This window comes from Calothrix sp. CBUCES-K 9914 (genome assembly GCF_059640475.1).
In genome coordinates this window covers 40,639-66,778 of the sequence record NZ_JBXXZH010000009.1, presented here as the reverse complement: position 1 = coordinate 66,778, position 26,140 = coordinate 40,639, and the positions used below count along the sequence as shown (strand labels likewise).

Annotated in this window: 16 protein-coding genes; 8 read left to right on the top strand and 8 right to left on the bottom strand. The window is 38.9% G+C overall.

What is annotated here, in order from left to right; translation table 11 throughout:
• The first annotated feature begins 297 nt into the window (after positions 1 to 297).
• On the top strand, positions 298 to 4,047 hold the full coding sequence (locus AC2JBO_RS03590) for a two-partner secretion domain-containing protein (RefSeq protein WP_496952251.1): 3,750 nt from the start codon (positions 298 to 300) through the stop codon (positions 4,045 to 4,047).
• Positions 4,048 to 4,248: 201 nt separating this feature from the next.
• Here the strand turns inward: AC2JBO_RS03590 and AC2JBO_RS03585 are convergent, their stop codons facing one another.
• Complete coding sequence (locus tag AC2JBO_RS03585) at positions 4,249 to 4,797, bottom strand: hypothetical protein (RefSeq protein WP_496952250.1); 549 nt, start codon at positions 4,795 to 4,797, stop codon at positions 4,249 to 4,251.
• Between the two features lie 156 nt (positions 4,798 to 4,953).
• On the bottom strand, positions 4,954 to 5,547 hold the full coding sequence (locus AC2JBO_RS03580; RefSeq protein WP_496952249.1) for a CAP domain-containing protein: 594 nt from the start codon (positions 5,545 to 5,547) through the stop codon (positions 4,954 to 4,956).
• Between the two features lie 336 nt (positions 5,548 to 5,883).
• On the opposite strand from AC2JBO_RS03580, the gene AC2JBO_RS03575 reads away from it, so the two are divergent.
• A complete protein-coding gene (locus tag AC2JBO_RS03575; RefSeq protein WP_496952248.1) occupies positions 5,884 to 6,108 on the top strand; it encodes a hypothetical protein in 225 nt (74 codons plus the stop codon).
• 58 nt (positions 6,109 to 6,166) lie between these two features.
• Positions 6,167 to 8,764, top strand: coding sequence for a CHAT domain-containing protein (locus tag AC2JBO_RS03570; RefSeq protein WP_496952247.1), 2,598 nt, complete (start codon positions 6,167 to 6,169; stop codon positions 8,762 to 8,764).
• Between the two features lie 185 nt (positions 8,765 to 8,949).
• On the opposite strand, the gene AC2JBO_RS03565 is transcribed toward AC2JBO_RS03570, so the two are convergent.
• From AC2JBO_RS03565 to AC2JBO_RS03550, 4 genes are all read right to left on the bottom strand, one after another.
• Positions 8,950 to 9,105, bottom strand: a complete 156-nt coding sequence (locus AC2JBO_RS03565; protein ID WP_496952246.1) for a hypothetical protein — start codon at positions 9,103 to 9,105, stop codon at positions 8,950 to 8,952.
• Between the two features lie 148 nt (positions 9,106 to 9,253).
• Positions 9,254 to 13,108: a two-partner secretion domain-containing protein gene (locus AC2JBO_RS03560; RefSeq protein ID WP_496952245.1), complete on the bottom strand. Its 3,855-nt coding sequence runs from the start codon at positions 13,106 to 13,108 to the stop codon at positions 9,254 to 9,256.
• Positions 13,109 to 13,683: 575 nt separating this feature from the next.
• Positions 13,684 to 14,427: a calcium-binding protein gene (locus tag AC2JBO_RS03555; RefSeq protein WP_496952244.1), complete on the bottom strand. Its 744-nt coding sequence runs from the start codon at positions 14,425 to 14,427 to the stop codon at positions 13,684 to 13,686.
• An 830-nt stretch (positions 14,428 to 15,257) separates the two neighbouring features.
• Entirely contained in the window at positions 15,258 to 15,389 is a 132-nt protein-coding gene (locus tag AC2JBO_RS03550) for a hypothetical protein (RefSeq protein ID WP_496952243.1), read from the bottom strand.
• Positions 15,390 to 15,587: 198 nt separating this feature from the next.
• On the opposite strand from AC2JBO_RS03550, the gene AC2JBO_RS03545 reads away from it, so the two are divergent.
• Positions 15,588 to 17,537: a serine hydrolase gene (locus AC2JBO_RS03545; protein ID WP_496952242.1), complete on the top strand. Its 1,950-nt coding sequence runs from the start codon at positions 15,588 to 15,590 to the stop codon at positions 17,535 to 17,537.
• Positions 17,538 to 17,582: 45 nt separating this feature from the next.
• A complete protein-coding gene (locus AC2JBO_RS03540) occupies positions 17,583 to 17,855 on the top strand; it encodes a hypothetical protein (protein WP_496952241.1) in 273 nt (90 codons plus the stop codon).
• Positions 17,856 to 18,148: 293 nt separating this feature from the next.
• Here AC2JBO_RS03540 and AC2JBO_RS03535 read toward each other — a convergent pair whose 3' ends face one another.
• Both AC2JBO_RS03535 and AC2JBO_RS03530 read right to left on the bottom strand, forming a co-directional pair.
• On the bottom strand, positions 18,149 to 18,661 hold the full coding sequence (locus AC2JBO_RS03535; RefSeq protein ID WP_496952240.1) for a hypothetical protein: 513 nt from the start codon (positions 18,659 to 18,661) through the stop codon (positions 18,149 to 18,151).
• A gap of 97 nt (positions 18,662 to 18,758) precedes the next feature.
• The gene (locus AC2JBO_RS03530) at positions 18,759 to 20,495 is read right to left on the bottom strand and encodes a C2 family cysteine protease (RefSeq protein ID WP_496952239.1); all 1,737 of its coding nucleotides are present in this window, start codon (positions 20,493 to 20,495) and stop codon (positions 18,759 to 18,761) included.
• Positions 20,496 to 20,870: 375 nt separating this feature from the next.
• Between AC2JBO_RS03530 and AC2JBO_RS03525 the strand changes: the two genes are divergently transcribed.
• The 3 genes from AC2JBO_RS03525 to AC2JBO_RS03515 all read left to right on the top strand — a co-directional run bounded on the left by AC2JBO_RS03525 (position 20,871) and on the right by AC2JBO_RS03515 (position 26,108).
• Positions 20,871 to 22,067: a sigma-70 family RNA polymerase sigma factor gene (locus AC2JBO_RS03525; protein ID WP_496952238.1), complete on the top strand. Its 1,197-nt coding sequence runs from the start codon at positions 20,871 to 20,873 to the stop codon at positions 22,065 to 22,067.
• A gap of 18 nt (positions 22,068 to 22,085) precedes the next feature.
• Positions 22,086 to 23,231 carry a DUF1822 family protein gene (locus AC2JBO_RS03520; RefSeq protein ID WP_496952237.1) on the top strand — a complete coding sequence of 382 codons (1,146 nt, stop codon included), beginning with the start codon at positions 22,086 to 22,088 and terminating at the stop codon, positions 23,229 to 23,231.
• Between the two features lie 315 nt (positions 23,232 to 23,546).
• Positions 23,547 to 26,108: a CHAT domain-containing protein gene (locus tag AC2JBO_RS03515; RefSeq protein ID WP_496952236.1), complete on the top strand. Its 2,562-nt coding sequence runs from the start codon at positions 23,547 to 23,549 to the stop codon at positions 26,106 to 26,108.
• Positions 26,109 to 26,140 lie beyond the last annotated feature (32 nt).

The window sequence follows — 26,140 nt, the reverse complement described above, 5'->3', positions numbered from 1 at the left end:
ACCCCTCAGTACTATCCCTTACGCTGGTTTATACGATTGGTTTGTAAAAATATGCAGGCATTTTACTAGATTCCGACATGTGTTTCATTTTTGAATGTAATTTACCACGGTAAAAACTCTGGTGATATTTATTTATATACAATTTTGATTCTTTAAAGCCCATTCGTCATTTGCTGTATGCCAATGTTAAGTTTTTGTTACATTCCTTAGTATGTAAATTTCTGTATCATTTTGCATAAATTCTCAGAAGCGAACCGAGCAGTTTAAAGTTACTGTTGCGAGGAAGGTCATATACATATGCCAAAACTTTTGCTGATTTGGCTGTCAAGATTTTTGGCGCCTGCTGTTGTCTTTGTATATCCTGGCACTAAAGCCTACGCACAAAATATTACCTTGGATGGCTCTTTGGGAACTCCAGCAACTTTGACGGGTTCAAATTACACAATTCCCCAATCGTTGGGGCAAACTGTCGGTAATAATTTATTTCATAGTTTTAGTCAGTTTAATCTTAATACTAACGAAACAGCTATTTTTCAAAGCAATCCCAATATTCAAAATATTCTCTCTCGTGTGACTGGTGGTAATAAATCTATAATTGATGGTTTAATTAGTACACAGAATAAAAATGTAAATCTTTTTTTAATCAATCCCAATGGGATTATATTTGGACAAAACGCGAGGTTAGATGTGGGTGGTTCATTTGTAGTGAGTACAGCGAACAGTTTCAAGTTTGACGATCAGAGCGAATTTAGTGCAATTAATCCGCAACAGATGTCTTTGCTAAGTATTAAAGTTCCCATTGGTTTACAATATGGCAACAAGCAACCAGGAGAAATTACGCTCCAAGGACAACCCAGTTCTGAACTGAGAGTTACTCCAAAAAGCAGCTTGATTTTTGCTGGAGGGCAGATCGGCGCCAACCAATTTAAATTAATCGCTCCTGGTGGAAGAATTGAACTAGCAGGAGTAGCAGGTGAGGGGACAGTTGATTTGAAGGTTGATGGTAATCATGTGAGTTTGAGTCTTCCTGATAATATAGCGCGAGCCGATGCTTTATTAAACAACGCCGATCTGAATACAACCGCTGATGGCGGTGGAGGCATCAAAATTGACACTCGTAACCTAGATTTATTAAACAGCTTTATAAGCAGTCAAACCAACGGTAGAGGAGACGCTGGAAATATATTGTTGCAAAGTACTGGCTCTATGTTTTTTCGCAATAGTGGCGTTGCTAGTGTTACTTATGGAGAGGGAAACTCAGGGAATATTTCATTGAAAGCAAACGGCTCTATCTCTTTTGATACAAGCAGTATTTCTACTAGCACTCCTTCAGGCTTGGGAGATGCTGGAAATATTTCACTGAAGGCAAATGGTTCTATTTCTTTTGTAGATCATGGTGGTATTTATAGTGATGTTGCTTATGGTAGGGGTGCTGGTGGTGGGATATCTCTAGAAGCCGGAGACTCAATTTTAATTACAAAAGAAGTCACATTTGATAGTGAAGCAATTAGCGAGCGCAGTGGCGCAGGAAACATTTCGTTTCAGGCGGGAAACTCCATTGTTATCAGTGATAGAAGTTCTATATATAGTAACTCTGGTGGCAAAGGAGATGCTGGCAAAATTAGTATGCAGGCGCCTTCTTTATCGCTACTTAATGGTTCTCAGTTAGTTTCCACAACCTCTGCTGAAGGGAAAGGAGGTGATATTGAAATTAATGCCACTGATGCTGTTAATATTTCTGGACTCGTAACTATTCCTGTCTACCCTGATGCCACCTTACTGGCATATAGTAGTATACGAAGTAGTGCTAATTCTGGAGCTACTACTAAAGCAGGTGATATCAGAATTACAACGAAGACTTTACAATTATCAGATGCAGCCGTTTTAAATGCTGGAACAAGCGGTAGTGCTATAGGTGGTAATATCACCCTAGATACCCAGACCCTAAAAATTACAGGTGGCGCCAAGTTGCTAACATCTACCTTTGGCTTTGATGGAGGCAACGCAGGTAATATCACAATCAATGCCAGTGAAAAAATTGATATTGTGGACAGTGATCCAAACTTTTTTGAACAACAGCAACCGAGAATATCCTATTTGCCTATTTTCAATGACCAAATCAGTCCTGCCAGTGGACTATTTTCTAACACTACACCTAATTCTGATGGCAACGGCGGCACTATTAGGCTGAGTACTCCTGTTCTGTTACTGGCTAATGGAGCGCAGATTGTTACCAGCACAGTAGGAAGTGGGAAAGCTGGTGATATTTACCTGGGTAGTCCCGATAAACCTATTAAACAAATTACTATATCAGGTAAAAACACAGGTATTTTCGCCAGTACTCAAGCTTCAGCTATTACCCTACCGCTAAAATTTACAACAGTTGCCGAAATAGGCGAAACTGGACAATTACCCAGCACGGCTCAAACTATTCCCACAGTTGTTGGAATTTCTGTTGAAAAAATTTCTGGTAGTCTCGATAGTACTAATGATGTAGACCTATATCGGATTGAATTGCAGGGAAATCAAACCTTTTCAGCAACAACACTTCTCTCCCAAGTGAGTGATACTCGGCTATTCCTTTTTGATAGCAACGGCTTTGGTGTATACGCCAATGATGATATTGATACAAATTATATTTTCCAATCATCTTTACCAGAAAAGAATTCGTTGACCCCTAAAAACCCTGGAACTTATTATCTAGCTGTTAGCCAATACCCTGTAACTGCTGTTAGTAATGGAGGTGAAATTTTTAGTTTTCTTACTCCCACAGAAATTAGTGGCGCTACTGGAAAAGGGGGAAGTTTACCCTTAAGTGGTTGGGTTGGCAACGGTGTTGAGCAGAATAAATACACTATTATCCTTAATGGACTTACTGCTGTGCCTCAAATTTTACCAGGTGGAGATGGTGGTAATATTACTGTTAATGCAAACTCTCTTATAATTAAAGACAGCGCTCAATTAGCAGCAAGCACCAGTGGTAACGGTAAAGCAGGAAATATTCAGTTAAATGTCGATAGTTTGAATGTTTCTAGTGGTGGACAATTACTCACTAACACCTCTAGTAAGGGACAAGCTGGCAATATTACCATTAATGCAGCTAGTAATATTAATCTCTCAAATCCCGGTAGTGGTTTATATGCGAACACAACTCCCGGTTCCACTGGCAACGGTGGTAATATCTTCATTGACCCTAGAACTCTAACTATTCGAGATGGTGCGAAAATCGCCGTTGACAGCCAGGGAGAAGGAATTAGCGGTAACATTGAACTAGCAGCAGGTATACTTTCCCTTGAGAATGGAAGTATTACCGCCGAAACTCGCAGCAATATCGGTGGTAATATTACCTTGAACTTGCAAGAGTTATTATTGCTACGCAATCGCAGTAAAATTTCTACAACAGCTGGTAACGATCAATTTGGCGGTGATGGAGGCAACATTGATATTAATTCAAGATTTATCGTTGCTGTTCCTTTTGAAAACAGCGATATTACTGCGAATGCTTTTGATGGTAGGGGTGGTAGCGTCAAGATTAGGAGGAATCAAGGCATTTTTGGAATAGAAGCACGCTCTAAAGAATCCCCCACTACTAGCGATATTACAGCTAGTTCTAAAAACGGAGCGCAGGGACAAGTTTTGATTGAACGACCTGAAACTGAACCTAGTCGCGGTTTAATCGAATTACCAAACAACCTAGTTGACGCATCCCAGCAAATAGCTCAAGGTTGCACTCCCAGAAGGGGGCAAACTGCCAGTAAATTTATCTCTACTGGAAGGGGAGGAATACCAGAAAATCCTTATGAACCATTACGCAAACGTGCAATAATAAATAACTGGCTAACGCTGCCAAATGACCCAAATCAGCAAACAAGGGAAATGAAAGAACAAATCGCCACAAAACAAAACTCAGAAGCAATTGTGGAAGCACAAGGTTGGGTACTTGATTCCAGTGGAGAAGTTGAGTTGGTTGCACAAGTTTCTGGTGATAATTTTCATTATTCTTCGCAGCAAGCAGCATTTAGCTGTAATGCAGCAATATCTCCCTAAGGGACTTCCAAAAATTTAATTCTCCCGGAATGTGGGGTGGGCATCCAAGCAAACACCTCATTTGAATGAACGGGCGGGACGCCCATTCCACAAGAAAATATTGGAGATTTTTTTATTTGGAAGTCCCTAATTGACGTTTTTGTTATATTTGATACTCAATCAAAAATTTTGTTTGGCGTCGTAACCCAAATCTGCTTTCATTTATGGGTAGTGTGGAAGAACAAAGTTATGCCCAGCTCCTTCATGAGCGCCACCCGCAGCACAAGCTCCTCTATTATCATAACCGTTGTAAAACATTACTTGACACTTATGACAGAAGCGCCATTCTTCCTGTGTTGTTGATGTTGGCGAGATATCATGTGGAAGAACAAAATTATATCCAGCTGCTTTATGAGTACCACCCGCAGGGCAAGTTCCTTTATTGGGATATCCATTGAAAAACATTGCTTGGCATTTACGACAAAAGCGCCAATTATCCTGTGCTTTTTGTGTTGGCGAACCACCATAGGGAAGAGCAAACTCAAACCCTTTTGGTTCATGGCTACCACCCGCAGCACAAGCTCCTTTATTATCATAACCGTTGTAAAACATCGCTTGACATTTATGACAGAAGCGCCATCTATCTTGTACTCCACTGGATTGAGCTAAAACAACGGTAGAGAAATCACCAAGCAAGACTGTACCTGCGGCTCCACCAATGAAACCGACACCTGCTTTTAAAAATTGACGACGGGAAAACTCATCATACATAATACTTTCTCCTTGCATTCTTGTTGATAGATCATCTAGTAGTCACAGAATTATCGCTCCAGGGAGAGCAGCTTGAACTCCCTAAAAAGCGTGATTTGCAACCTTGGACTTTGATTTTATAAACACGATTTGGTTGAATATTTTTAAAAGTAAATCTTACTGAGCATGAATAAACATTTGCGCGAAATAGTATTCGCCTTTGTCATTTACGGCAACTCCGATTCCAGTTAGTTCAGTTTGACTCAAAATATTATTTAGATGACCGGGACTATTCAACCACCACTGGACTGCTGATGTTGCAGGGTCACTATTACAACCAAAGCAATAATACTCATTTTCGTAGTATGCATAACTATTGTGAGGAATGGTTTGTGATACTGCTTGCCATCGTTGCTCAAGTCCTTGATGATTGAGAGGTTTTCCAGCACTAGCCATTTGTTGAGCATATGCTTGCACTTGTTCATTTATGCGAGCATCTATTTGAAGAGGCGCCAGACCTTTAGAAGCTCGATACTGATTAACTTGGTCATATACATTTTGTTGTATTTGGGCTAAATCTGAATTTTGCCCATTAGCATTACGATTTCTAATGAAAGGCTTATATTTATGCAAATCGGAGCGCGGAATGAGAGTACGTGACGGTTTTGGGAGTTGAGCTTGAGCCTTATTATAATGGCTAATTAAGCTAGAACTAATCGTAGTAGCAGATAAAGCTAGTACCGAAACACAAAGTAAAGTACGTCTGAGCATTATATCTCCTTAAGTTTGCTGACTTGAAAAAGAATTTTAGATTGAATAATTAAGAATTTATGTCAAAAAACGCAGCTATAAATGATGACTGCTCTTTTGAAGTTAACCTCTCTTCCATAAATTCTTACGATTGCTTTTCCGGCTTATGCACTATGAGTCATTTTAATACTTTTGAACTATCTAAATATCTATATCGGCGCCAAATTAATTTGATAATTAATCTTAAGTTTTTATTTGTATTTTGTATCCGTATTTTATCTTAATATGGATTAATAAAGAATACTTCTATAAAACTAGTTGCTAATAGATGCGAGGAGGGTCAGATATGCCAAAAAGTTGGCTGATTTTGCTAGAGAGATTTTTGGCACCTGCTATGGTATTTGTATATTCTGCCACAAAAATGAAGAACTAACTACAAAACCTACCTCAGAACCAATTGTAGAAGCACAGGGTTTAGTTGTTAATTCCCGTGGAGAAGTCGAGTTGGTTGCACAAGTTTCTGCGAGTAATTTTCATAATTATTCACAGCAAGCAGCATATAGTTGTGGCGCCACATCTTGATAATATGATTAGCACACCTGTACAGCAACATGAAAATTTAATACAATCTTAAAAAACTATGATTAAGCTTAACAAATTTAAGAATAAATGGAAATCTTTAATTAGTCTTGCATTGATAAGTTCTTTAATATGCATTACTTCTTCCGTTATTGCCAAAGGTCAAACAATTTATTTTTCTAATTCCCAAAATTCAATATATCTATATGCAAAGCAAAATTCTGGTGATTTATTGCAACAAGGCAAAATACTGTATGATGCAGGTAAATATGCCGATGCGGTTAAAGTTTTGCAACAAGCTATTGACAATTATCGCATTCAAGGTAACAAATTACAGCAAGCTGTGGGATTAAGCAATCTTGCCCTAGCCTACCAAAAAATGGGATTGTGGCAAGAAGCAAATTTAGCAGTGACAGAAAGTTTGAAACTGCAAGAAAACATCAAACAAAGTCCTATGGTTTTAGCCCAAACATTAGATATTCAAGGCAGTATTCAATTAGAATTAGGACAAGCTGAACAAGCACTCTTAACTTGGCAGCGCGCGGAAGCAATATACAAACAAATCGATAATCAAAGCGGCACCGTTGGTAGTCGCATCAACCAAGCTCAAGCATTACAAGTATTAGGATTTTATCGACGCTCTATCAATTTATTAACCGAATTAAAGGCAAAATTACAATTACAGCCTAAATCCCTGACCAAAGCGGTCGAGCTACGTTCTTTGGGAGACGCTTTACAATTAGCGGGAGATTTACAACAGTCCCGTCAAGTTCTGCAGCAAAGCTTAGAAATAGCCCAAAGTTTACAGTTAACTCCAGAAATAAGCGCCACACTATTCAGTCTCGGTAATACTGCAAGGTCACAACAAGATACAAAAGCAGCTTTAACTTATTATCAACAAGCTGCTCAAGCCGCACCCGATACTATTACTCAAGTTCAAGCAAAAATAAATCAGATAAGTTTGCTTCTGAGTACCAAACAACAATCGGCAGTTGAGACAATATTACCGCAAATACAAACGCAAATTGCGAATTTACCTCCCAGTCAATCAGCAGTTTATGCGCGAATCTATCTAGCACAAAACTTAGTAAAAATGGCAAATAAAACTACTGATGCAGCCAAAATACTTGCTGATTCGGTCGAAATTGCTAGAATTTTATCAGATAAACGTGCAGAATCTTATGCACTTGGCACGTTGGGTAATTTGTACGAACGAACTCAAGAATGGGCAAATGCTCAAAACTTGACTTCCAAGGCTTTAGTTTTAACACAAACTATTAACGCACCAGATATATCCTATCGCTGGAATTGGCAATTAGGAAGGTTATTGAAACAACAGGGAGATATAAATGGCGCCCTGAGTGCCTATGATACTGCAATTAGTGAATTGCAATTACTTCGCAGCGATTTAGTTGCAGCCAATCGCAATATACAATTTGACTTTAAGGAAAGTGTTGAACCCATATACAGACAATCTGTAGAACTACTATTAACATCTTCAGAGTCTAATCCAAAAACAGAAAATCTAGAAAAAGCTAGACAAAGAATCGAATCGTTACAACTTGCAGAACTAGATAATTTCTTTCGTCAAGCTTGTATTAATGCTCAAACAGTAGTGCTTGATAAAGTTGTAGACAAAAATAATCCAACCAGCGCAATTATTTATCCAATAATTTTACCCAATCAACTACAAGTCATCGTCAAAATTCCCCAACAAAAACTCAAATCATACAAAGTTAATATTCCTCAACAAGAAATAGAAAGCAAATTAGCAAAACTTCGGGAGTATTTTTTAGAACCCGACCTAACAGAAGAAGTAAAAACGCTGTCACAAGAGGTCTATAGCTGGTTAATTCGACCAGAAATTGAGTCAGATTTTGCGAAGAGTGAAGTGAATACACTCGTTTTTATACTAGATGGCGCCTTGCGAAATATACCAATGGCAGCATTATACGATGGTCAAAAGTATCTAGTAGAAAAATATTCTGTTGCTTTAAGTTTAGGACTGCAATTACTTGCTCCTAAATCTTTAGCAAAAGAACCACTCAATGTTCTAGCTGCTGGGTTAGTTCAGCCACCACAAGCATACTCCAAGTTTCCACCCTTACTAGGAATAAAATCTGAGTTTAATCTAATTGCCCAAGCGGGAATATCTACCAAACAACTGCTTGATAAAGATTTTACCAGCAAAACCTTAGAAAAAAACGTAAACACAACGCCCTTAAATGTCTTGCATTTAGCCACCCACGGACAATTTAGTTCTCGTCCCGAAGATACTTTTATACTAGCAAACGATGGTCCAATCAACGTCTTGCAGTTCGATAGTTTACTGCGTCATCAAGGAGAAACACGCGCGCAAACCCTAGAAATGTTAGTTTTAAGTGCTTGCCAAACTGCATCGGGCGATAATCGTGCCACACTAGGTCTAGCGGGAGCATCCATTAAAGCAGGGGCACGTAGTACATTAGCTTCACTGTGGCATATTAACGATAAATCCACAGCTATTTTAATTGGGGAGTTTTACCGTGAATTAGCCAAAAATAAAGTGACAAAAGCCGAAGCTTTACGTCGTGCCCAAGTAAAATTATTCAAAGAATACCCTAATTATAGTCGTCCTGGTTTTTGGGCACCTTATATATTAGTTGGAAATTGGCTTTAAATATTGTTAATAATGCGATTTTCAACGTGTAAGTCATATTCAAGATTATTTTATATTTAGCTTCCGTGAAAAATCACAATTGATGGTTCTTTTACTGGAGTCGTAAATGCTGTATTTGAAAATGCTTTCGGACAAGGTGGAAATATCCGTATTAATAGTGACTCACTATCGCTTGCTAATGGTGGTCAACTACTAGTTACAACTTTTGGACAGGGAAACGCAGGTAGTGCAATTATTAATACTTCTAAATATATCTCTTTAGATGGGGGTGATGACTCTGGATTTGTCAGCGGGATATTTAATGATTTGCGAGAAACTGGTGTAGGAAAAGCTGGCGGCATTAGCATCAATACAATATCTACTACACATACAATTTCCTGGGATTCGTCGTAGAGACGTTACACGTAACGTCTCTACCGAGGTGGGAATTAACTACAAATATCTGAGACATAGGTAGTAGGACAGGCGAGACGCCTATCCTACGGTTTTTTAATGGCACAAGTTATGAGAGCCTAACAAACTTCTCTGTGAAACAGGCGCCCGCGCGACCAACACCACATCACCATTTTTATCTTTAACCCAGTGCTGCGCTTCCACTACATTATTATTGGCAGCACTAGAGATGTTACCAGTTTGTTTACTAGTTACAGCATTTGATGTTATCCACCTACCTGTTTGCACTTCTGCTTGTAATGGTTCTGTGGGAGTCGGCGCCATTCCGCTACGTCCAGTTATAGTGAAAGAAGTACCGCGCGCGCGAGTTCCTGGGTTACAACTTGATGCTATTTGTTGCGATGCATCTACTAAACCTGATGGTAACTCTACTAAACCGCGACTTGGGTCTACATCAGGTGTGTTAATAGTTACTACTCCACTCAATGATGGGTTGGTTTGAGATACTGCTGTAATGTCGTTTGTTCGCAAAAATCCTGGATTTAAATCACCTGGACGTAATCTTTCTAACTGCTCTCTACTCAGTGGTGCGGCGCCGAATATGGCTGTAGCGTCTATTTTCACGCTTCCACCGGAACCATTGAAAGCATTCGCTGTAATGTCTGTGTTTTCGTTGGGATAAGCAATAATAAATTTTGTGTTGATATTAATATTGCCACCATTACCACCAGATTGAGCGGTTCCTGCTGTCGTTGATATCCGACTCTGGCGCCGTAGTGATAGTATATCTTGTATATTTAGAGTAATGTCACCACCATTCCCAGATGTTGTTTCACCTTCAATAAACCCTTGGTCAAGGGAAAGCGAGTTTGCTTTTACGTCAATATTACCTGCACTACTGACAGAACTATTTAAATTACCGTTGGAATCAGGTTTTGCGGAAACAGAAATACTCGCATTACGTAAAACCATTTCTCCATTAACTTTAATATTAAGGTTTCCACCTCTGCCAAAACCCTTATCTTCACTTGTAATACCTGCATTTTCTAACACCAGAGAATTTGCTGTTAAAAATAGTGTACCTGCATCACCTTCTCCATCTGTGCTAATTGAAATTCCACCTCGGTTGCGAAGTACTGCTTTATCAGTATTTAATACAATTGTACCGCCATTACCTCGACCGCGCGTCACACTACCTAAACCGCTATTTACTCCAGGTACATCATTCTCAAAAAGGACTGACTTTGCTGTAATATTGATGGCGCCAGCATTTCCGGTAAATCTTCTATCAAAAAAGGTACTAGTTGTAATATTGGCATTGTTCCGCAATTCTAAAGAGTCTGTTTTAAGGTTTATTATTCCAGCTTGACCTAGAGATGCAGTTTCACTTGTTATTCCTGAATCATTAGTCATTAAAACACGATTTGCTGTAATATTAATTTCTCCAGCATTTCCTGTATTATCCACTATTCGCTGTCGTCCTTCTATCTCAACTATACCTGTATCGGTAATTATCCCCGCTTGGTTTGATATAAATAGCGAGTCAGTGTTAATGTTAATAATGCCAGCATTTCCAGACCCTAATGTATAACTTTTAACCCCACTACTATTTTCTACACTTAATTGATTCGTATTGATAGTTACATTACCTGCAAGTCCTGCGCCTTCTGTATTACTTTCAATTCCCGCCTCTTTAAGTAGCCTAATAGTATCGCTTGTAATTGTAATATTACCAGCTTTACCATTACCAGTAGTTAAACTTCCAATACCTGAGCTACTTAAAGTCAAATTTGGTGTATTGATAATTAGTGAAGCTGCATTACCCGAACCTTCTGCCTTACTATTAAGACCAGCACCGTTAAAATCAATTGTATTTGCTTGAAGTTGCATCGGCGCCGCGTTATTGGCAGTAATATTATCGCTATTAAAACCTAAATCTTGGAGAAAAATGGTATCAACAGCCGTTGCCTTCAACTCTCCACCGTTAGTTTGAAGGCCAGCTTTGCTTATAGAGATATTACCAAGAGCAGTTGCCTGAAACTGTCCACCACTAGTTTGCATACCAATATCGCTTATAGATATATTACCTCTAGCCGTGGTTTGAAAATTTCCGCCCCCAGTTTTTATGTCTCCAGCACTTATAAATATATTATCTCCAGCTGTAGCTTGAAAATTTCCACCCCTAGTTTCAACAGCACCTCCATTTATAGATATATTACGCCCAGCCGTAGCTTGAAAATTTCCACCTCTTGTTTCAAAACCACCTTCATTCATAGATATATTACGCCCAGCCGTAGCTTGAAAATTTCCACCTCTTGTTTCAAAGCCACCTTTAGTTGTAGATATATTACCTCCAGCTTGGAGAATTACATTAAACACCCCATTTTGTGATTTAAATCCAAAACCGTTTTCTCCTCCTAAAGTAATATCATTTGCTGCCTGTAAAGTCAAAGTTACTGGACTTGCAGTTGTTTTTGTAATTCCAAAACCATCAGTTATTGATGAAATATTACCTTCTTGATTTCCTGTATTACCTGTGCTAAGAGTTACACTCGTACCAGCTTCAAGTTGTTTTTCAACATCATAGATAGCAACAACTGCATTATCACTCGTAGCTGTAAACACATTAGGATTATCATTGTTAAAACTACCATTCTCATAACTTTGATATGCTAGTAAGATATTGCGCGGGTCAAGCAACCAAGTTCCACTAATACCATTTGTCGCACTTGCATTAACATTAATACCAGCAACATCTAAGAAATTTGCGCTAGAGGTTTCAATAAAACCCCCATTCCCAAACAAACCACCCTTTGCTTCTAAAGTTCCATAAGCGCGCGTGGACTCGTTACTCCACACAATAATTTGTCCACCATTACCTGTATTTATGGCATTTGCTTGAACTATTGCCTTTGGACTAATATAAGTTGCATTTGCATTGAAACTCCCACCACCTTTATAGTCCCCACCCACAAATACTTTACCACCGCCCGTATCACCAGATGCATTAATTTTGGCGCCTGGATATAAACCAACTTGATGACCTAATATTTTTACACTTCCACCCTGTTGACTCGATACATCGATATTACCTGTCGTGATAGTTGTCCCAGCTTGGTTTGGTATCGCAAGTCCAGATAATTCAACTTCACCGTTTATATTAGTAGGCAGGTTTATTAATAACGGTGATAGTGATACTTTATTTATTTCTCCATTCCCTTGTAACTCTAACCCAGTAACACTACCAGTTACTAAGCTGATATCTGCTGCATTGGGAAGCGATATTAAAGCTACTTCTCCACCTGGTGCTATTAGGCGCCCAGTATTAACAACCGCACCACCTAGCAAAGTTAAATTTTGTCCTGAATTAACCGCTAAATCACCGCTATTTACAACCGGATTATTTGAACTTTGGTCTAATTGTAATCCAATCGGTGTAGATATAGTTAACAGTGGTTGAGAGTTAGGAGTAGCAGCAAACATTGTGCCATCTGCAAACTTGATACTATTTGCCGTAGTACCAACAAAAGAACCACCAATATCTAGACGCGCGTTTTGTCCAAAAAGAATCCCCGCAGGGTTTAAGATAAATAAATTAGCCGAACCATTCGCTTTAATAACGCCATCTATATTAGACGGCAACCCACCTGTTACGCGCGTAACGATATTTTTAATGCTTAAATCATTATTAAAAAATGCCGTATTTCCTGTTATCTCAGGAGTCAGCGTAGAAAAAGAAAAATCTTTGAAACTATGAAATAAATTACTTTCCCTCTGCGTTCCACCTCCTATTACCTTAATAGTTCCTTGAGTTGAAACTGTTGAGTTAACAGGGAGCGTTGCATCAGGTGTAACATCTGCAAGCACAGGGTAGGAAGCAGCTATAAATACTATCACATTACCTAAGCTGTATAAACCAAGTTTGTAAAACTTCACAGATTGATTTTTCATTTTGATATAAGCGCTTCTAATAATTTACATTCCCTTTATCTGTAACAGGACTTACGCTCCTTGGCAGATTAAAATCGTAGGGTGCGTGACGCTACCCCAGAATTTCAAAGTAGATACAAGACTTGTAGCGTCACGCACCAACTCATGATTGTGACAGTATCGTAAGTCCTATGTAAGTTGGCATAAGCCACCATAATTAAAAATATAAACTTTAAAGTAACATATTAAAAGTCAGGGAACATGTAAAAAATCATTAATCAAAAAACACAATAGTTACAGTACATATGCGGATAATTTAAAAGTCGCTGTTTGTATGTGGTTCTGGGTTTCTTGTCTTGATTACCCGATATCACCTTATCTTTGCTCTTAGGCATAATCTTTCCTCTGAGTAAGTTAAATATATGTCTGTAGAGTCAGTAAAGTTTACGTAATATGTTATATATCTTTACATTTGAAGGACACCATGATTTCTAGCTTAGTGCCATTCGCAAGAAATAAAAAATGTAGAGACTGTATAAATATAGTCTCTACACATGTAAAATTAAGCGAAATCTCTCATCAAACGAAGCTCAAATTTAGAAGATAGCATCCAAGCTAAGTACAAAGCTGGTGTTATCTTGGAAGACAGCGATTAAATCACCTTTGTAGTACAAAGTCGTATCTAATGCTCCGGAACCGCTCATGTTTTCATTATAGTTAACAGTGTAATCGCTCTTGCTGCCACCCAACCGGACTTTATCACCTTCTTGCCATTTGAAATCAGTAATAGTAGCGTATCCATTTTTACCGTCACCATAGTAACCAACTTCACTCCAAGAACCGTTGTAACCGAGTCCAAAGGTATCTTTACCAGCACCACCACTTAAGGTATCTTTTTCACCGTAACTCCAAGCTTGGTAGCCATTAACAAAGTCATCACCGGCGCCACCTGATAGATAATCGTTGCCAGACCCACCATAAAGTAAGTCGTTACCTTCTTCACCGTAAAGCCAGTCATTGCCAGTACCACCATCAAGATAGTCATTGCCGGCGCCACCATAAAGTACGTCATTACCAGATTCACCGTAGAGGATATCATCACCAGAGTACTTTGGATTCAAACCACCATACAGAGTATCGTTACCGCTTCCACCGTACAGGATGTCATTTTGATTACCACCGTACATAATATCGTCGCCGCCATAACCGTACAAAGTATCTTGTCCGTCATAGTCGTCATAACCAGAACCATAACCAGATGTTGGATAACCTTTAATAACATCATTGCTGTCAGTACCATAAAGGGTTTCGCTGTACCAGTTACCGTTGATAGTAGCCATAATTTATTTCTCCTTCTAGACCATTTAAAGTTGTGTGTATAAAGTTTGGTTCACATCAAGCTATGTTTATCATTCTTCTGCTGAACTCGTGAACCTCTCTTCTTTCACCCTATACGGTAGGTTTTTTAGTTTATGCAGTTAGGGTAAAAATTTTTTTGGATATCTTGTAGAATTTTTTGAAGTCTTGTGGAATAGTCATCTTGTGGAACTGTCATCTTGTGGAATGGGCATTTTGTGGAACTGTCATCCTTGCCCGTTACAAATATAAGGTAGTACTCCATATCAATAGTTTTGGTGGATAAGGAGATTAGCAACGGATGACTAACGGATGTAATACCATTTCTATATGAAGATGCATATTATTAGCCTTAGCCCCCTTGGGTTATCCACAGTAGATGCTCCCTGAAATCCTTTGTTTTTATAGTTTACCCCGACTTGTGTGTACACCGTAGGAAGAGAATCCAAACAAACACATGAAACCCCAATTGTATTTGGCAGGCTGCGCGCGTTGATTATGATATTAAATACCAAATTCATGGGTTTTGGGTTTAGACCCTGCCGATTAATTCTAGGCGCCTGTAATCAACGCGCGCAAATATCAAAATAGTTACAAATCGTAGCAAATAGCAACCGTAATGAACGTTTTTACAGATACATAAATTATTTTATTGCTGCATAATTCTCAATTGCCCTTCGTATATGTAAGCGAAGAAACAGGGGCTAACCAGTTATATCTGATTAGGTTTTAAGGACAATTAACGCCAATTATTGGAATCAGTCGTTGCAATAGCCGTACTGATGCCAAAAAATGTAACGATAGCTTAACAGGATTATGCATTTTGGAATGTCAGCTTCAACCCGGATGGTAAAACCTTTGTTTCTGTCAGCGATGATGCCAAAGTTGAAATTTGGACTGCTTCGGCGCCGGAAATTGAACAGCAGATGATTGTTCGGGGCTGCAATTGGTTAAGGGATTATCTCAAGAATAATGTCAGGGTAGACAAGGCTTCACGACAAATTTGTGACCCTAATGACTAGATTTATTGAGCCGACACCCCCAACTTATAGTTCAAAAATATTAAAGTGACAAGCGTGCATAAATCGAAAAAGCAATCGTAAGAAGCAACGGAAAAGAAGCGCAAGATAGGATAATACTTAATATGAATTGGTCTTTAAAAAGCCGTCGGCAATTTATGCAGATAATAGCGATGAGTTCAGCCGCAGTGGTACTTGGTGATTTCTTGCCCAATCAACACCCCGTAGCACTAGCAGCTACATCTGCATGGGTAGCTCGTCATCGGTTGACTTCGGCACAATATCAAAGTGAATTTGACAAGTTTACTTCCCTTGGTTATCGCCCAGTGCAGCTGAGTGGTTATGCTGTGGATAATCAAGACTTTTATGCTGTTATCTTTGAAAAAACAACGAATGCACCAGTTTGGGTGGCACGTCATGGGTTGACATTAGCACAATATCAAAATGAATTCGACAAGTTCACAGCCCTAGGATATCGTCCAGTGCAGGTTAGTGGTTATGCGGTAGGTTATCAAGATTTTTATGCTGTTATTTTTGAAAAAACAACGAATGCACCAGCTTGGGTGGCACGTCATAGGTTGACTTCGGCGCAATATCAAAGTGAATTCAACAAGTTCACAGCCCTAGGTTTTCGACCTGTAGACCTGAGCGCTTACACTGTCGGTAATCAAGATTTTTATGCTGTTATTTTTGAAAAAACAGCAAATGCACCTGCATGGGTAGCACGTCATGGAATGACCTCCGCACAATATCAAAGTGAATTTAACAAGTTCACAGCAGAAAAATACCGCTTAGTGAAAGTCAGTGGCTATAGTCTCAATGGTGAAGATAGATATGCTGCTATCTGGGAAAAATCTAGCAGTGGTGCTTGGGTCGCGCGTCACTCCATGAGTTCCCAAGAATACCAAGACGAATTTGAACGCTATTTTTATCAAGGCTATAGACCTATATGGGTAAATGGTTACACTGTCAATGGTCAAGACAGATATGCTGCTATCTGGGAAAGTCAAGACGGTTATAAGTCTTCGGAACTACAAGCTATCGATCAAATTGTTGCTAACTTTATGCAAAGTTATGATGTTCCCGGTCTTTCCTTCGCCATTGCGAAAGATGAGCGCTTGGTGTTAGCCAAAACTTATGGTTTGGCTGACAAATCGACGGGTCAAAGAGTTGCACCGCGTCACCGCTTCCGCATTGCCAGCGTATCAAAACCAATTACCGCTATCGCCGTTATGAAACTGGTGGAACAAGGCAAGCTAAAATTAAGCGATCGCATTTTCGGTCAAGGTGGTATTTTAGGCACCACTTACGGCACAACTCCCTATAAAACCAACGTTGAAAACATCACTGTAGAACATTTACTCAGCCATTTAGGCGGTGGTTGGTCTAACGATAATAATGACCCAATGTTTTCAAATCCCTCAATGAATCACACACAATTAATTAGTTGGGTTTTAGATAACCGTCCTTTAGATAACACACCGGGGACTAAATACGCTTACTCTAATTTTGGTTTCTGTGTTTTGGGACGGGTAATTGAACAGGTGACAGGACAAACATACGAAAATTATGTGAAAAGTAATATCCTCTTACCATGTGGTGTCACCAATATGCAAATTGGTGGTGATACCCTAGCTGAGAAAAAAGCCAATGAAGTTACTTATTATGGTCAAGGTGGTGAAAACCCCTATAATATGAAAGTTGCGCGGATGGATGCTCATGGCGGTTGGATTGCGAAACCGATTGATTTAGTAAGGTTGGCAGTGCAGGTAGATGGTTTAAATTCCAAACCAGACATTCTTAGTGCTAGTACAATCGCTACTATGTATCTAGGCTCAAGTGTTAACCCTAGTTACGCTAAAGGATGGGCTATAAATATAGGCACCAATAACCGTTGGCACAATGGCAGTTTACCAGGAGAACAGGCATTTCTAGTTAACACCAGCGATAGTTTCTCATGGGCAGTGCTAGTTAATACTCGTAGTCAAAATTCAAGCTTCGGTAGCGACCTCGACCAACTCATGTGGAACATTAGAAGCAAAGTTACTAATTGGCCGTCGTTTGACTTATTTTAATAAATTAAAACCTATCAAAATGTTGCAGCATTACAGCTAAACCCATTGGCACACAAAAAATACATCATAGTTAAAACTCGTTATGACGAGCAAACCAAACATACACATTATATGTTGAAATATGGCGAAGTTCCACCCGAACGGCGCCTGCAATATATAGAAGACTATTTTAGTAAAGCTCACGCAGAATTTACCCAAACTCATGAAAACTTCCTGCGAGCTTGGAAACCCCAACTTCAGTCAATTGGCGCCACATATCCAATTAAACTAGTGGTAGTGAAAATAGCTTTTTTAGAAATGGTCATAACAAAATCATGATATTTACCCAACACCTCAAATTTAATAACTAGTGGTCTGTGTGATTAATTTTGGTATGTTCTTTCTTCTCAATTCTTTCTTTGCGCCCTTTGCGTCCTTTGCGGTTCGTTTTTCCAACACACCAAAACTTATGACACGAACCACTATATATTGTTTGTAACCAATGACTTATCCGTTACATCCGTTTATCATCCGTTGCCAGTAGCTTGATCATTATAAATATAGAGCGGGCAAGGATGCCCACCCCACAAGAACAGTTTATAGATTTTTGAATTAGTAAAGTCCCTTCATCTTTAACGCGCGGAAACAGGTGCCGAACGTAATATATATTGTTTACCATCTAATATATAAACAACAATTGCCTCAAATTCTCCACTACGATAACCATCTTGATTACTTAATTGGTAGCGCTGAGGAGCATATTCCAAACCTCCAAGTGTTATACTTTTAGTAGGTAAAGACATTAATGGCTGATTTGACTTTGAATTCAAGCTGCGAACTTCTATTTTCTCAAGGTCGATAGTAATTGGTTTTTCGGTTGTATTTTCCAAAATAAAGTCTATAGTAGCGAAACCAAGTTGACTACCAATAAAAGACGCACCGCTTAAAGGTCTTTTCGGGTCATTCTGCCAAATCTGTAAATTTAATGATGGACTGACTTTAACTTGACTCGGAGGTGTATTTTGCATTGTTTTTTCAATTGATGATGGAACTACTTTGCCTACTGCTTGATAGTTACGCGCGTAAATTATTAAAGCCAAACTAGTTAAACTAGCGATTGCAAGACTAATTTGCCATTGATACATATACAAATAAATCCTCTAATAAAACTCTTGCACTCTTGTGGGACGGCTGTCCCCAGGCGTCCCATCATTCAAATTAAAAGCATAACGGCATATCTACCTAACCAACATTAATCACATCAAAAACATTCTTAAAATCATTGTAGGAAATAGTCTTATAACCATTAGTTTCACCACGCTCTGCGGATGTTGAACCCCAAGGATTATAAAGTGTAAGCGTTCCATTCGAGGTATTAGCACTTACAACTACATACTCATGACCTCCAACTATTCCTGCTTTTACAGCTTTATCTGAGCCGACTGTATCTGCTGTCATCGCCCATCCCTGATTTAAACGGCTAGCAATGTCTGATAAACTTAGGAAACCTCCTAATGGTGTTGCCGACCCAACTTTAGAGTAGTTCGCATACACACCACCTTGGGTGACACCAGTAATTGCATTCATGACTCGGAAGCCCCAACCATATTCAATACTACCGTAATTATTAGCTGTAGTACTGCGCTGAGAAATACCTAATTCAGAAAATTGAGTATAAGCTTTTTCTGCTAAAGCTACCCACAAACCTGTATTTTGATTATCATAACCTGCTAGGCTTCCTGATAAATATTGGTTGACGGTAACATATTCGGCACCTGTAGTCACTTTTCCATCGTTTTGACCGTAGAAGCGAACTGTGAATGTACCATCGCCATTATCAATAAACATATTATTTATTGAAGCTACACCATGTTGGCTGTTACCAGCAAGGGCGCCTAACGAAGACAAGAAATAACAATCACCCAAAGAACCTTGTTTGATATCTGAAGTACTCATATTAACTTGGCTACTAGTGCTATCTTTACCAAATAATACTTGGTTACGACCAGACAGCCCACTTGTGTTTGCTAAACCATAGCTAACTGTTCCACCTGAAGATTTACTAGTAGAAGGTAAGTCATTACCTAAAAACCACTTGCCTATTAATTTATCAAGATGTGTTGCAGAACTACCAGCTACCAAGTTACCTAGACTTTCTCCTTGATAAAAGGCGTTAGCACTACTACCAAAAGCAACCTTTGTAGATAAGTTTTTCACATAATCATCCATCTGAAAGCTGCTAACAATTTTACGCAAGTCGCTTAACTCGTTGGCATCAATAGTACCTCCATCTAATGCACTCCGCATTATCAACATCATTTCATTACGTCCTAATTTACCATCGCTGCCAAATTCACGTGCCCAATTCTTAATACCACTATCCTTAAGGTTTTGACTATACCAATCTGAGCCATATGTAACTGGTTTTGCCAAAAAGTTCATCTTATAATCAGTTACACCACCGTCATAAGAACTAACTTTAAAGTAATAACTACCTGCATTGAGCGTAACGTCGAAAGCTTCGGATATACCTACTTTATAAGCATTACCACCTATACTATGAGTTCCACTATTGTTAGAAAGCGCTATTTGATTTCCATTCGCATCAAGCAAACGAATATCAACATCAGCACTCAATCCCGACATTACCATACTCAAGTTACTAGTGCCATTTAAGCTAAAACTAAAATAATCGTTTGTATCAGAACCTCCAATACTTTCTCCATATGCAAAATAGCCATTTAACGGCGCCCAAGCTGTCGCAGTAGACATGGTATTGTTACTATCTGCCAATGCATAGCTACCATTAGCTTTTAAAATATTCGAGCTAAGATTATTTAAACTAGCACTACTTTGAAGATTTAAACCAGATAATTTCGTATCTAAACCCTTTGAAGAAGCTGACAAGTTTGCAGCAGAAGTATTAAGATTAGTATTGAGTGTATCTTGACGAAAAGAAGACTGTGATTGATTAAACATTGATGGAATCCTTAATACTGCGTAATTGGTGGAATCTGAGGGCAAAAAAGTAAAAATTAGACACGAAGTACTACTAGTTGGATGCAGATATCAACTAACAGCATGTTATGAGACAAAAATATGTATTTTGGAATACAGATAAAAACTTCAGCATGTAGGAAAGGTTTGAGCGGTAGATTCTTCAAACTATCGCTTGCATTAACCTCTCCGTTATCCCTATATACGAAGCCTTTTTTCACTTTATGCACGTACTCAAAAAAAATTTTGAAGTATCTAGATGAACCCGAAGAACTGTACAGTTAAGCATAACTATGCAAATAGGTTAAAATTGATTACCAAGTCACTAAATTTAAAACCTTATATATATTTTTTTTCATGCAACCTAGGCAGGGCATTATCGAAATATTTTCTACCTTTCTGCTATTCGATGCAGATAGGTTTAGCACTTGGGCAACCGATGCTAAATTGCGGCGTAGTATAAAATATTGCTTGGAACAATCACCACAAACGCAAACAGACAGGTTTTGGGCAGTTTATTGGCATAAAATATGGCAAGCTGAATCAAATCCTCTTGCAGTGGCACATATTTCCGCGTACTTACAGGAGGTGTGCTACTGGACGGCAAAAAAAATGGCGCTGAACTTTAAAAGTCAATCTAGCATAGCTGACTGCTTTCAAATCGCTATCGCGCGCGTTCCCAAAATACTAAAAAACTTCAACTCAGAACTTGGGAGTAGTTTAAAAAGTTATGCCGAATTAGCTTTTGAGGGTTTTATCAAAGACTCCTTACGGTTACATCACGAAGCTGATATTTGTAGCGACTGGTCATTACTGCACAAAATTAGCCGTAAACGCTTGATAGGCGCCTTGACGAATGCGGGCTATAACAGTCAAATTATTGAGAGCTACCTTCTAGCTTGGGAATGTTTCAAGGAAATATACGCAACAGAAGGTAAGAAAACTCGCGCTCTGAATAAACCTGGTACTTCAACTTGGCAATCAATAGCTGACTTATATAATGTTATTCAGTTGAGTCAGTTGTCATCTACTTCTAAAGCAACCCCAGAAAATTTGGAAAAATGGATAGGTGCTTGCTGTGTAGCTGCACGTAACTATCTGTTCCCAAAAATGGTTTCTGCTGATGCTACGTTTACAGGGCAAGAAACTGGTAATTTACTTGATGTGTTACCAGCTTCGGAAGATACGTCGTTACTGATGAAAGTTATTACGCAAGAAGAATATATAGATAGGCATAATCTTCAAGTCGAGCTAACCCGAGTTTTGACTGATGCCATAGCAGCACTTGATACACAGTCACAGCAACTACTGCAAGTCTATTACCAACAACAGCTAACTCAGCAGCAAATTGCCGAAAAGCTGGAAATGAAGCAGTACACTGTATCTCGGCGTTTGACAAGCATTAAGCGCGCGTTGTTAGTAGCTTTAACTCAGTGGAGTACAAACAACGTGCATATTAATCCCACATCGAACGTACTAGATGCGGTAAGCAAAAGCTTGGAGGAATGGCTCAAAAATTATCACGGCCATACTAATTACCTAGCAGATAATTAAAATGGAGTCAACAAAATTATGTTTAGCGCATCTTCCCCCTCTTTACTTGATAACGAACACATTCTGGAAATTCCTCCAACATCCACTGCACCGGAACAAAAGTTCTCAACCGCAGGCGCCAGTCAGCGTGCTTTAATTAACCAACTGTGTTTGGATGCATTTTTATGCATGTTGGGTGAAGAATTTTCTGTGACTCCAAAGGTTTATCCTAATAATGTAGCATTGGCTAGTATTTGGGAATTTGTCAACGGTACAGCTATTAGTTTTGGTAGCGCGCGTTTAGTGTTAATACCAACTTTAGCAATGGACAGTGATGAACTGCGTGTACCGCAAGAGTGGATAGACATTCCTGAATGGGTTGGTGATTACTATTTAGCAGTACAGGTAAACCCAGATGAAGGTTGGGTAAGAGTTTATGGCCACACAAACCATCAAAATATCAAAACTAAGAGTGTTTATAATCCTAGCGACCGAACCTACAGTTTGGAAACAGAAGACTTAATTCAAGATTTAAACGTGTTGTGGCTGACTACTCAATATTATCCCGAAGTCACGCGCGCTTCCGTATCTGAACTACCATCATTACCCCAAGCTCAAGCTGAAAATTTATTACAGCGTTTAGGAACAGACGTTAAATTTCCACGTTTAGAAATTCCATTTCAGCTTTGGGGAGCATTGCTCGCACACGGTGGTTGGCGCCAGCGTTTGTATGAATTACGACAAGGTTTAACGCAGCAAACATCTGTTCTACAGTGGCTGACTAATGGAGTTTCAAATTTTGCAACCCAGCTTGGTTGGTCAACGCGCGAATTTATAGCGGCGCCAGCAGGTATGCGAAGTAGAGATGCATCTACAATAGGATTGTCTCGACAACTATTAATAGGGGGTAATGCATACGAATTACGCATTTTCTCTAAAGGTAATGCTTCTGAACTAGTTTGGCGGTTTGAATTACGAAGTTTTAATTCACAAAGTTTAATACCTCTTGGTTTTAAGTTAAGACTGTTAACTGAAGATTTACAAACGTTTACAAATAATGAAGACGTTGCAACGGCGCCTGTCGAACTATTGTATGTTGAAGTTATGCTTGAATCTGGAGAGGGTATAGTTTGGGAAGTTGAACCAACACCCGAAAACTACGAACGCGAAATTCTACGTTTTTAATTGTGAAAATTTAATATATTTTTTTATATATATTTTAATACATTGGTATATATTAAAAACGTAGTAGTCTGTGTCAATAGTTTTGGTATGTTCACTTCTTAATTATTCTTCCTTCGTGTCCTTTGTGTCTTTGTGGTTCATTCCTCTTAACTTCCCAAAATTAATGACACAGACTAGTAGTACAAAATCAATGTGTATTTTTATTAAGCTAAATTTACTTGTAAACATCGTAATTTTATGTAAAAAACCACAAAGGCACAAAGGACACAAAGAAAGAAAAGAAAAGAGTATTACTATATTAAGTTGTTTATAAGAATGAAAAAAACTTCTTTACGTAAATCCTACTTAAAATTTATAGTAGTTGTTATAGTAACTACTATATTATGTGTTCAACTATTACCAGCTTTTGCAAATACTCCCTATCTAAAAAACGTAGAACCGCAAACACAAGAAACTGGTAAATTATTATATGACAGCGGACGCTATGTTGAAGCTGCACAAGTATTACGGCAAGCTGTTGACTCGTATCAAAAGCAAGGTAAAAAACTTGAGCAAGCTGTAGCTCTGAGTAATCTTTCACTCACATATCAACAGCTAGGTGACTGGAAACAAGCTCAAAACACAATTACTCAAAGTTTAAACTTACAAGGATATCAAAAAGCGCCACAAAACAATATCAACCTTCCAGTTCTTGCCCAAAGTTTAGATATTCAAGGACGTTTACAGTTAGAAACAGGGCAAGCAGAACAAGCGCTGTTAACCTGGAAGCAAATGGAGGAAATTTACACTAAAATCGGAGATAAAAATAGTATAGCCAGAGCGCGTCTCAATCAATCTCAAGCTTTACGAAATCAGGGTTTTAACCGCCGTGCGCTCGAAATGCTCGCACAAACAAATCAAACCTTACAATCTCAACCAGATTCACTAGATAAAGTAGCAGCGTTACTATCGCTTGGTAACACACTACAAAGAATTGGTAAACTCGAAGAATCTGACCGCGTTTTACAAAAAAGTTTAGAAATATCTCAACGAATAAAGTCTCCCGTTTATACTGCCGCAATTATTCTAAATTTAGGTAATAATGCCCGCGCGCAACAGAAAATACCAGAAGCTATATCATTCTATCAACAAACATATACAACATCTCCCTCACCCTTGATCAAAGTTCAAGCCCAAATTAATCAATATAGTTTACTAGTTCAAACAAAAGATGAAACACAAAAAAATGAAGCTCAATCTTTAATACCAGCAATTAAAAACCAATTAGAACAACTTCCCCCATCGCGCGCATCAATTTACGCTCGAATAAACTTCGCTCACTCCCTCCCACCTGAAGTCTCCTCCACGCTTCTCGCAACTGCAATACAACAATCTCGCAGCATTGGTGATACACGCGCGGAAGCTTATGCACTAGGAAAATTAGCCCATTTATATGAAACAACACAGCAATGGAAACAAGCGCGCGAGCTGACCGAAAAAGCACTAACCTTAGCCAAAGAGACAAATACCGCAGAAATAGCTTATTTATGGCAATGGCAATTAGGAAGAATCTTAAAATCACAAGGTGATATAAAAGGAGCAACTGACGCATACGATGCAGCAGTAGATAGTTTAGAGCAACTACGAACAGACCTAGTAGCAGTAAATCAAGACATACAATTTAACTTTCGAGATAACGTAGAACCAGTATACCGCGAATCAGTTGCTTTATTGCTCTCCACACAGCAAACCTCAGAAAAAACACTTGAAAAAGCTAGAGCGCGTATCGAAGCACTACAGTTAGCAGAACTAGATAATTTTTTCCGTGAAGCTTGTCTACAGGGGCAAAGAGTACTACTTGATAAAGTTGTAGATGAAGGAAATTCCACAGCTGCAATTATTTACCCAATTATCCTTCCTGAACAACTTCAAATCATCGTCAAAATACCTCAACAACCGCTACGTCATTATACTATCAAAAAATCCCAAGCAGAAGTAGAAAGCATTCTCCAAAAAATTCGAGAGTATATTACAGAACCAGACCGTACAGAAGATGTACAAGCGCTTTCTCAAGAAGTTTATAGCTGGTTAATTAAACCAAATGAATCTGATTTAGAAAAAAACAAAATAAATACACTAGTATTTGTATTAGATGGCGCCTTAAGAAACGTGCCAATGGCTGCTTTATACGACGGTCAAAAATACCTGGTTGAAAAATACGCCGTAGCATTAAGTTTAGGATTACAACTGTTTCAACCTAAACCCCTAGCAAAAACAAAACTGAATGTACTCGCAGGTGGATTAATACAACCACCACAAAATTATAAAAAACAATTTCCTCCTTTACCAGAAATTCAGTCCGAATTTAATTTAATATCCCAAGCAGGAGTTTCCAATACCCAATTACTAGACCAAAACTTCAACAGTAAAAACCTAGAAACCAGAGTTAACGCTTCAGGATATAACGTATTACATCTAGCAACCCACGGTCAATTTAGCTCGCGCGCCGAGAACACCTTCATCCTAGCAGCCGACGGCCCAATAAACGTCACCCAGTTTGATAGCTTATTGCGTCGTCGCGACGAAACCCGTCCCGAAGCATTAGAAATGTTAGTACTAAGCGCATGTCAAACCGCTGCTGGAGACAACCGCGCGACATTAGGGTTAGCAGGAGCATCACTCAAAGCAGGCGCCAGAAGTACACTAGCATCACTATGGCACGTCAACGATAAATCCACATCCATATTAATAGGAGAATTTTACCGAGAACTAGCCAAAACCAAAGTCACAAAAGCCGAAGCCCTAAGAAAAGCCCAAATTACACTTTTAAACAAATATCCCAACTATACCCGTCCCAGTTTCTGGGCGCCTTACATCCTAGTAGGTAACTGGCTTTAACTCTTGTGGAACAGGCATAGAAAGCCTGTTCT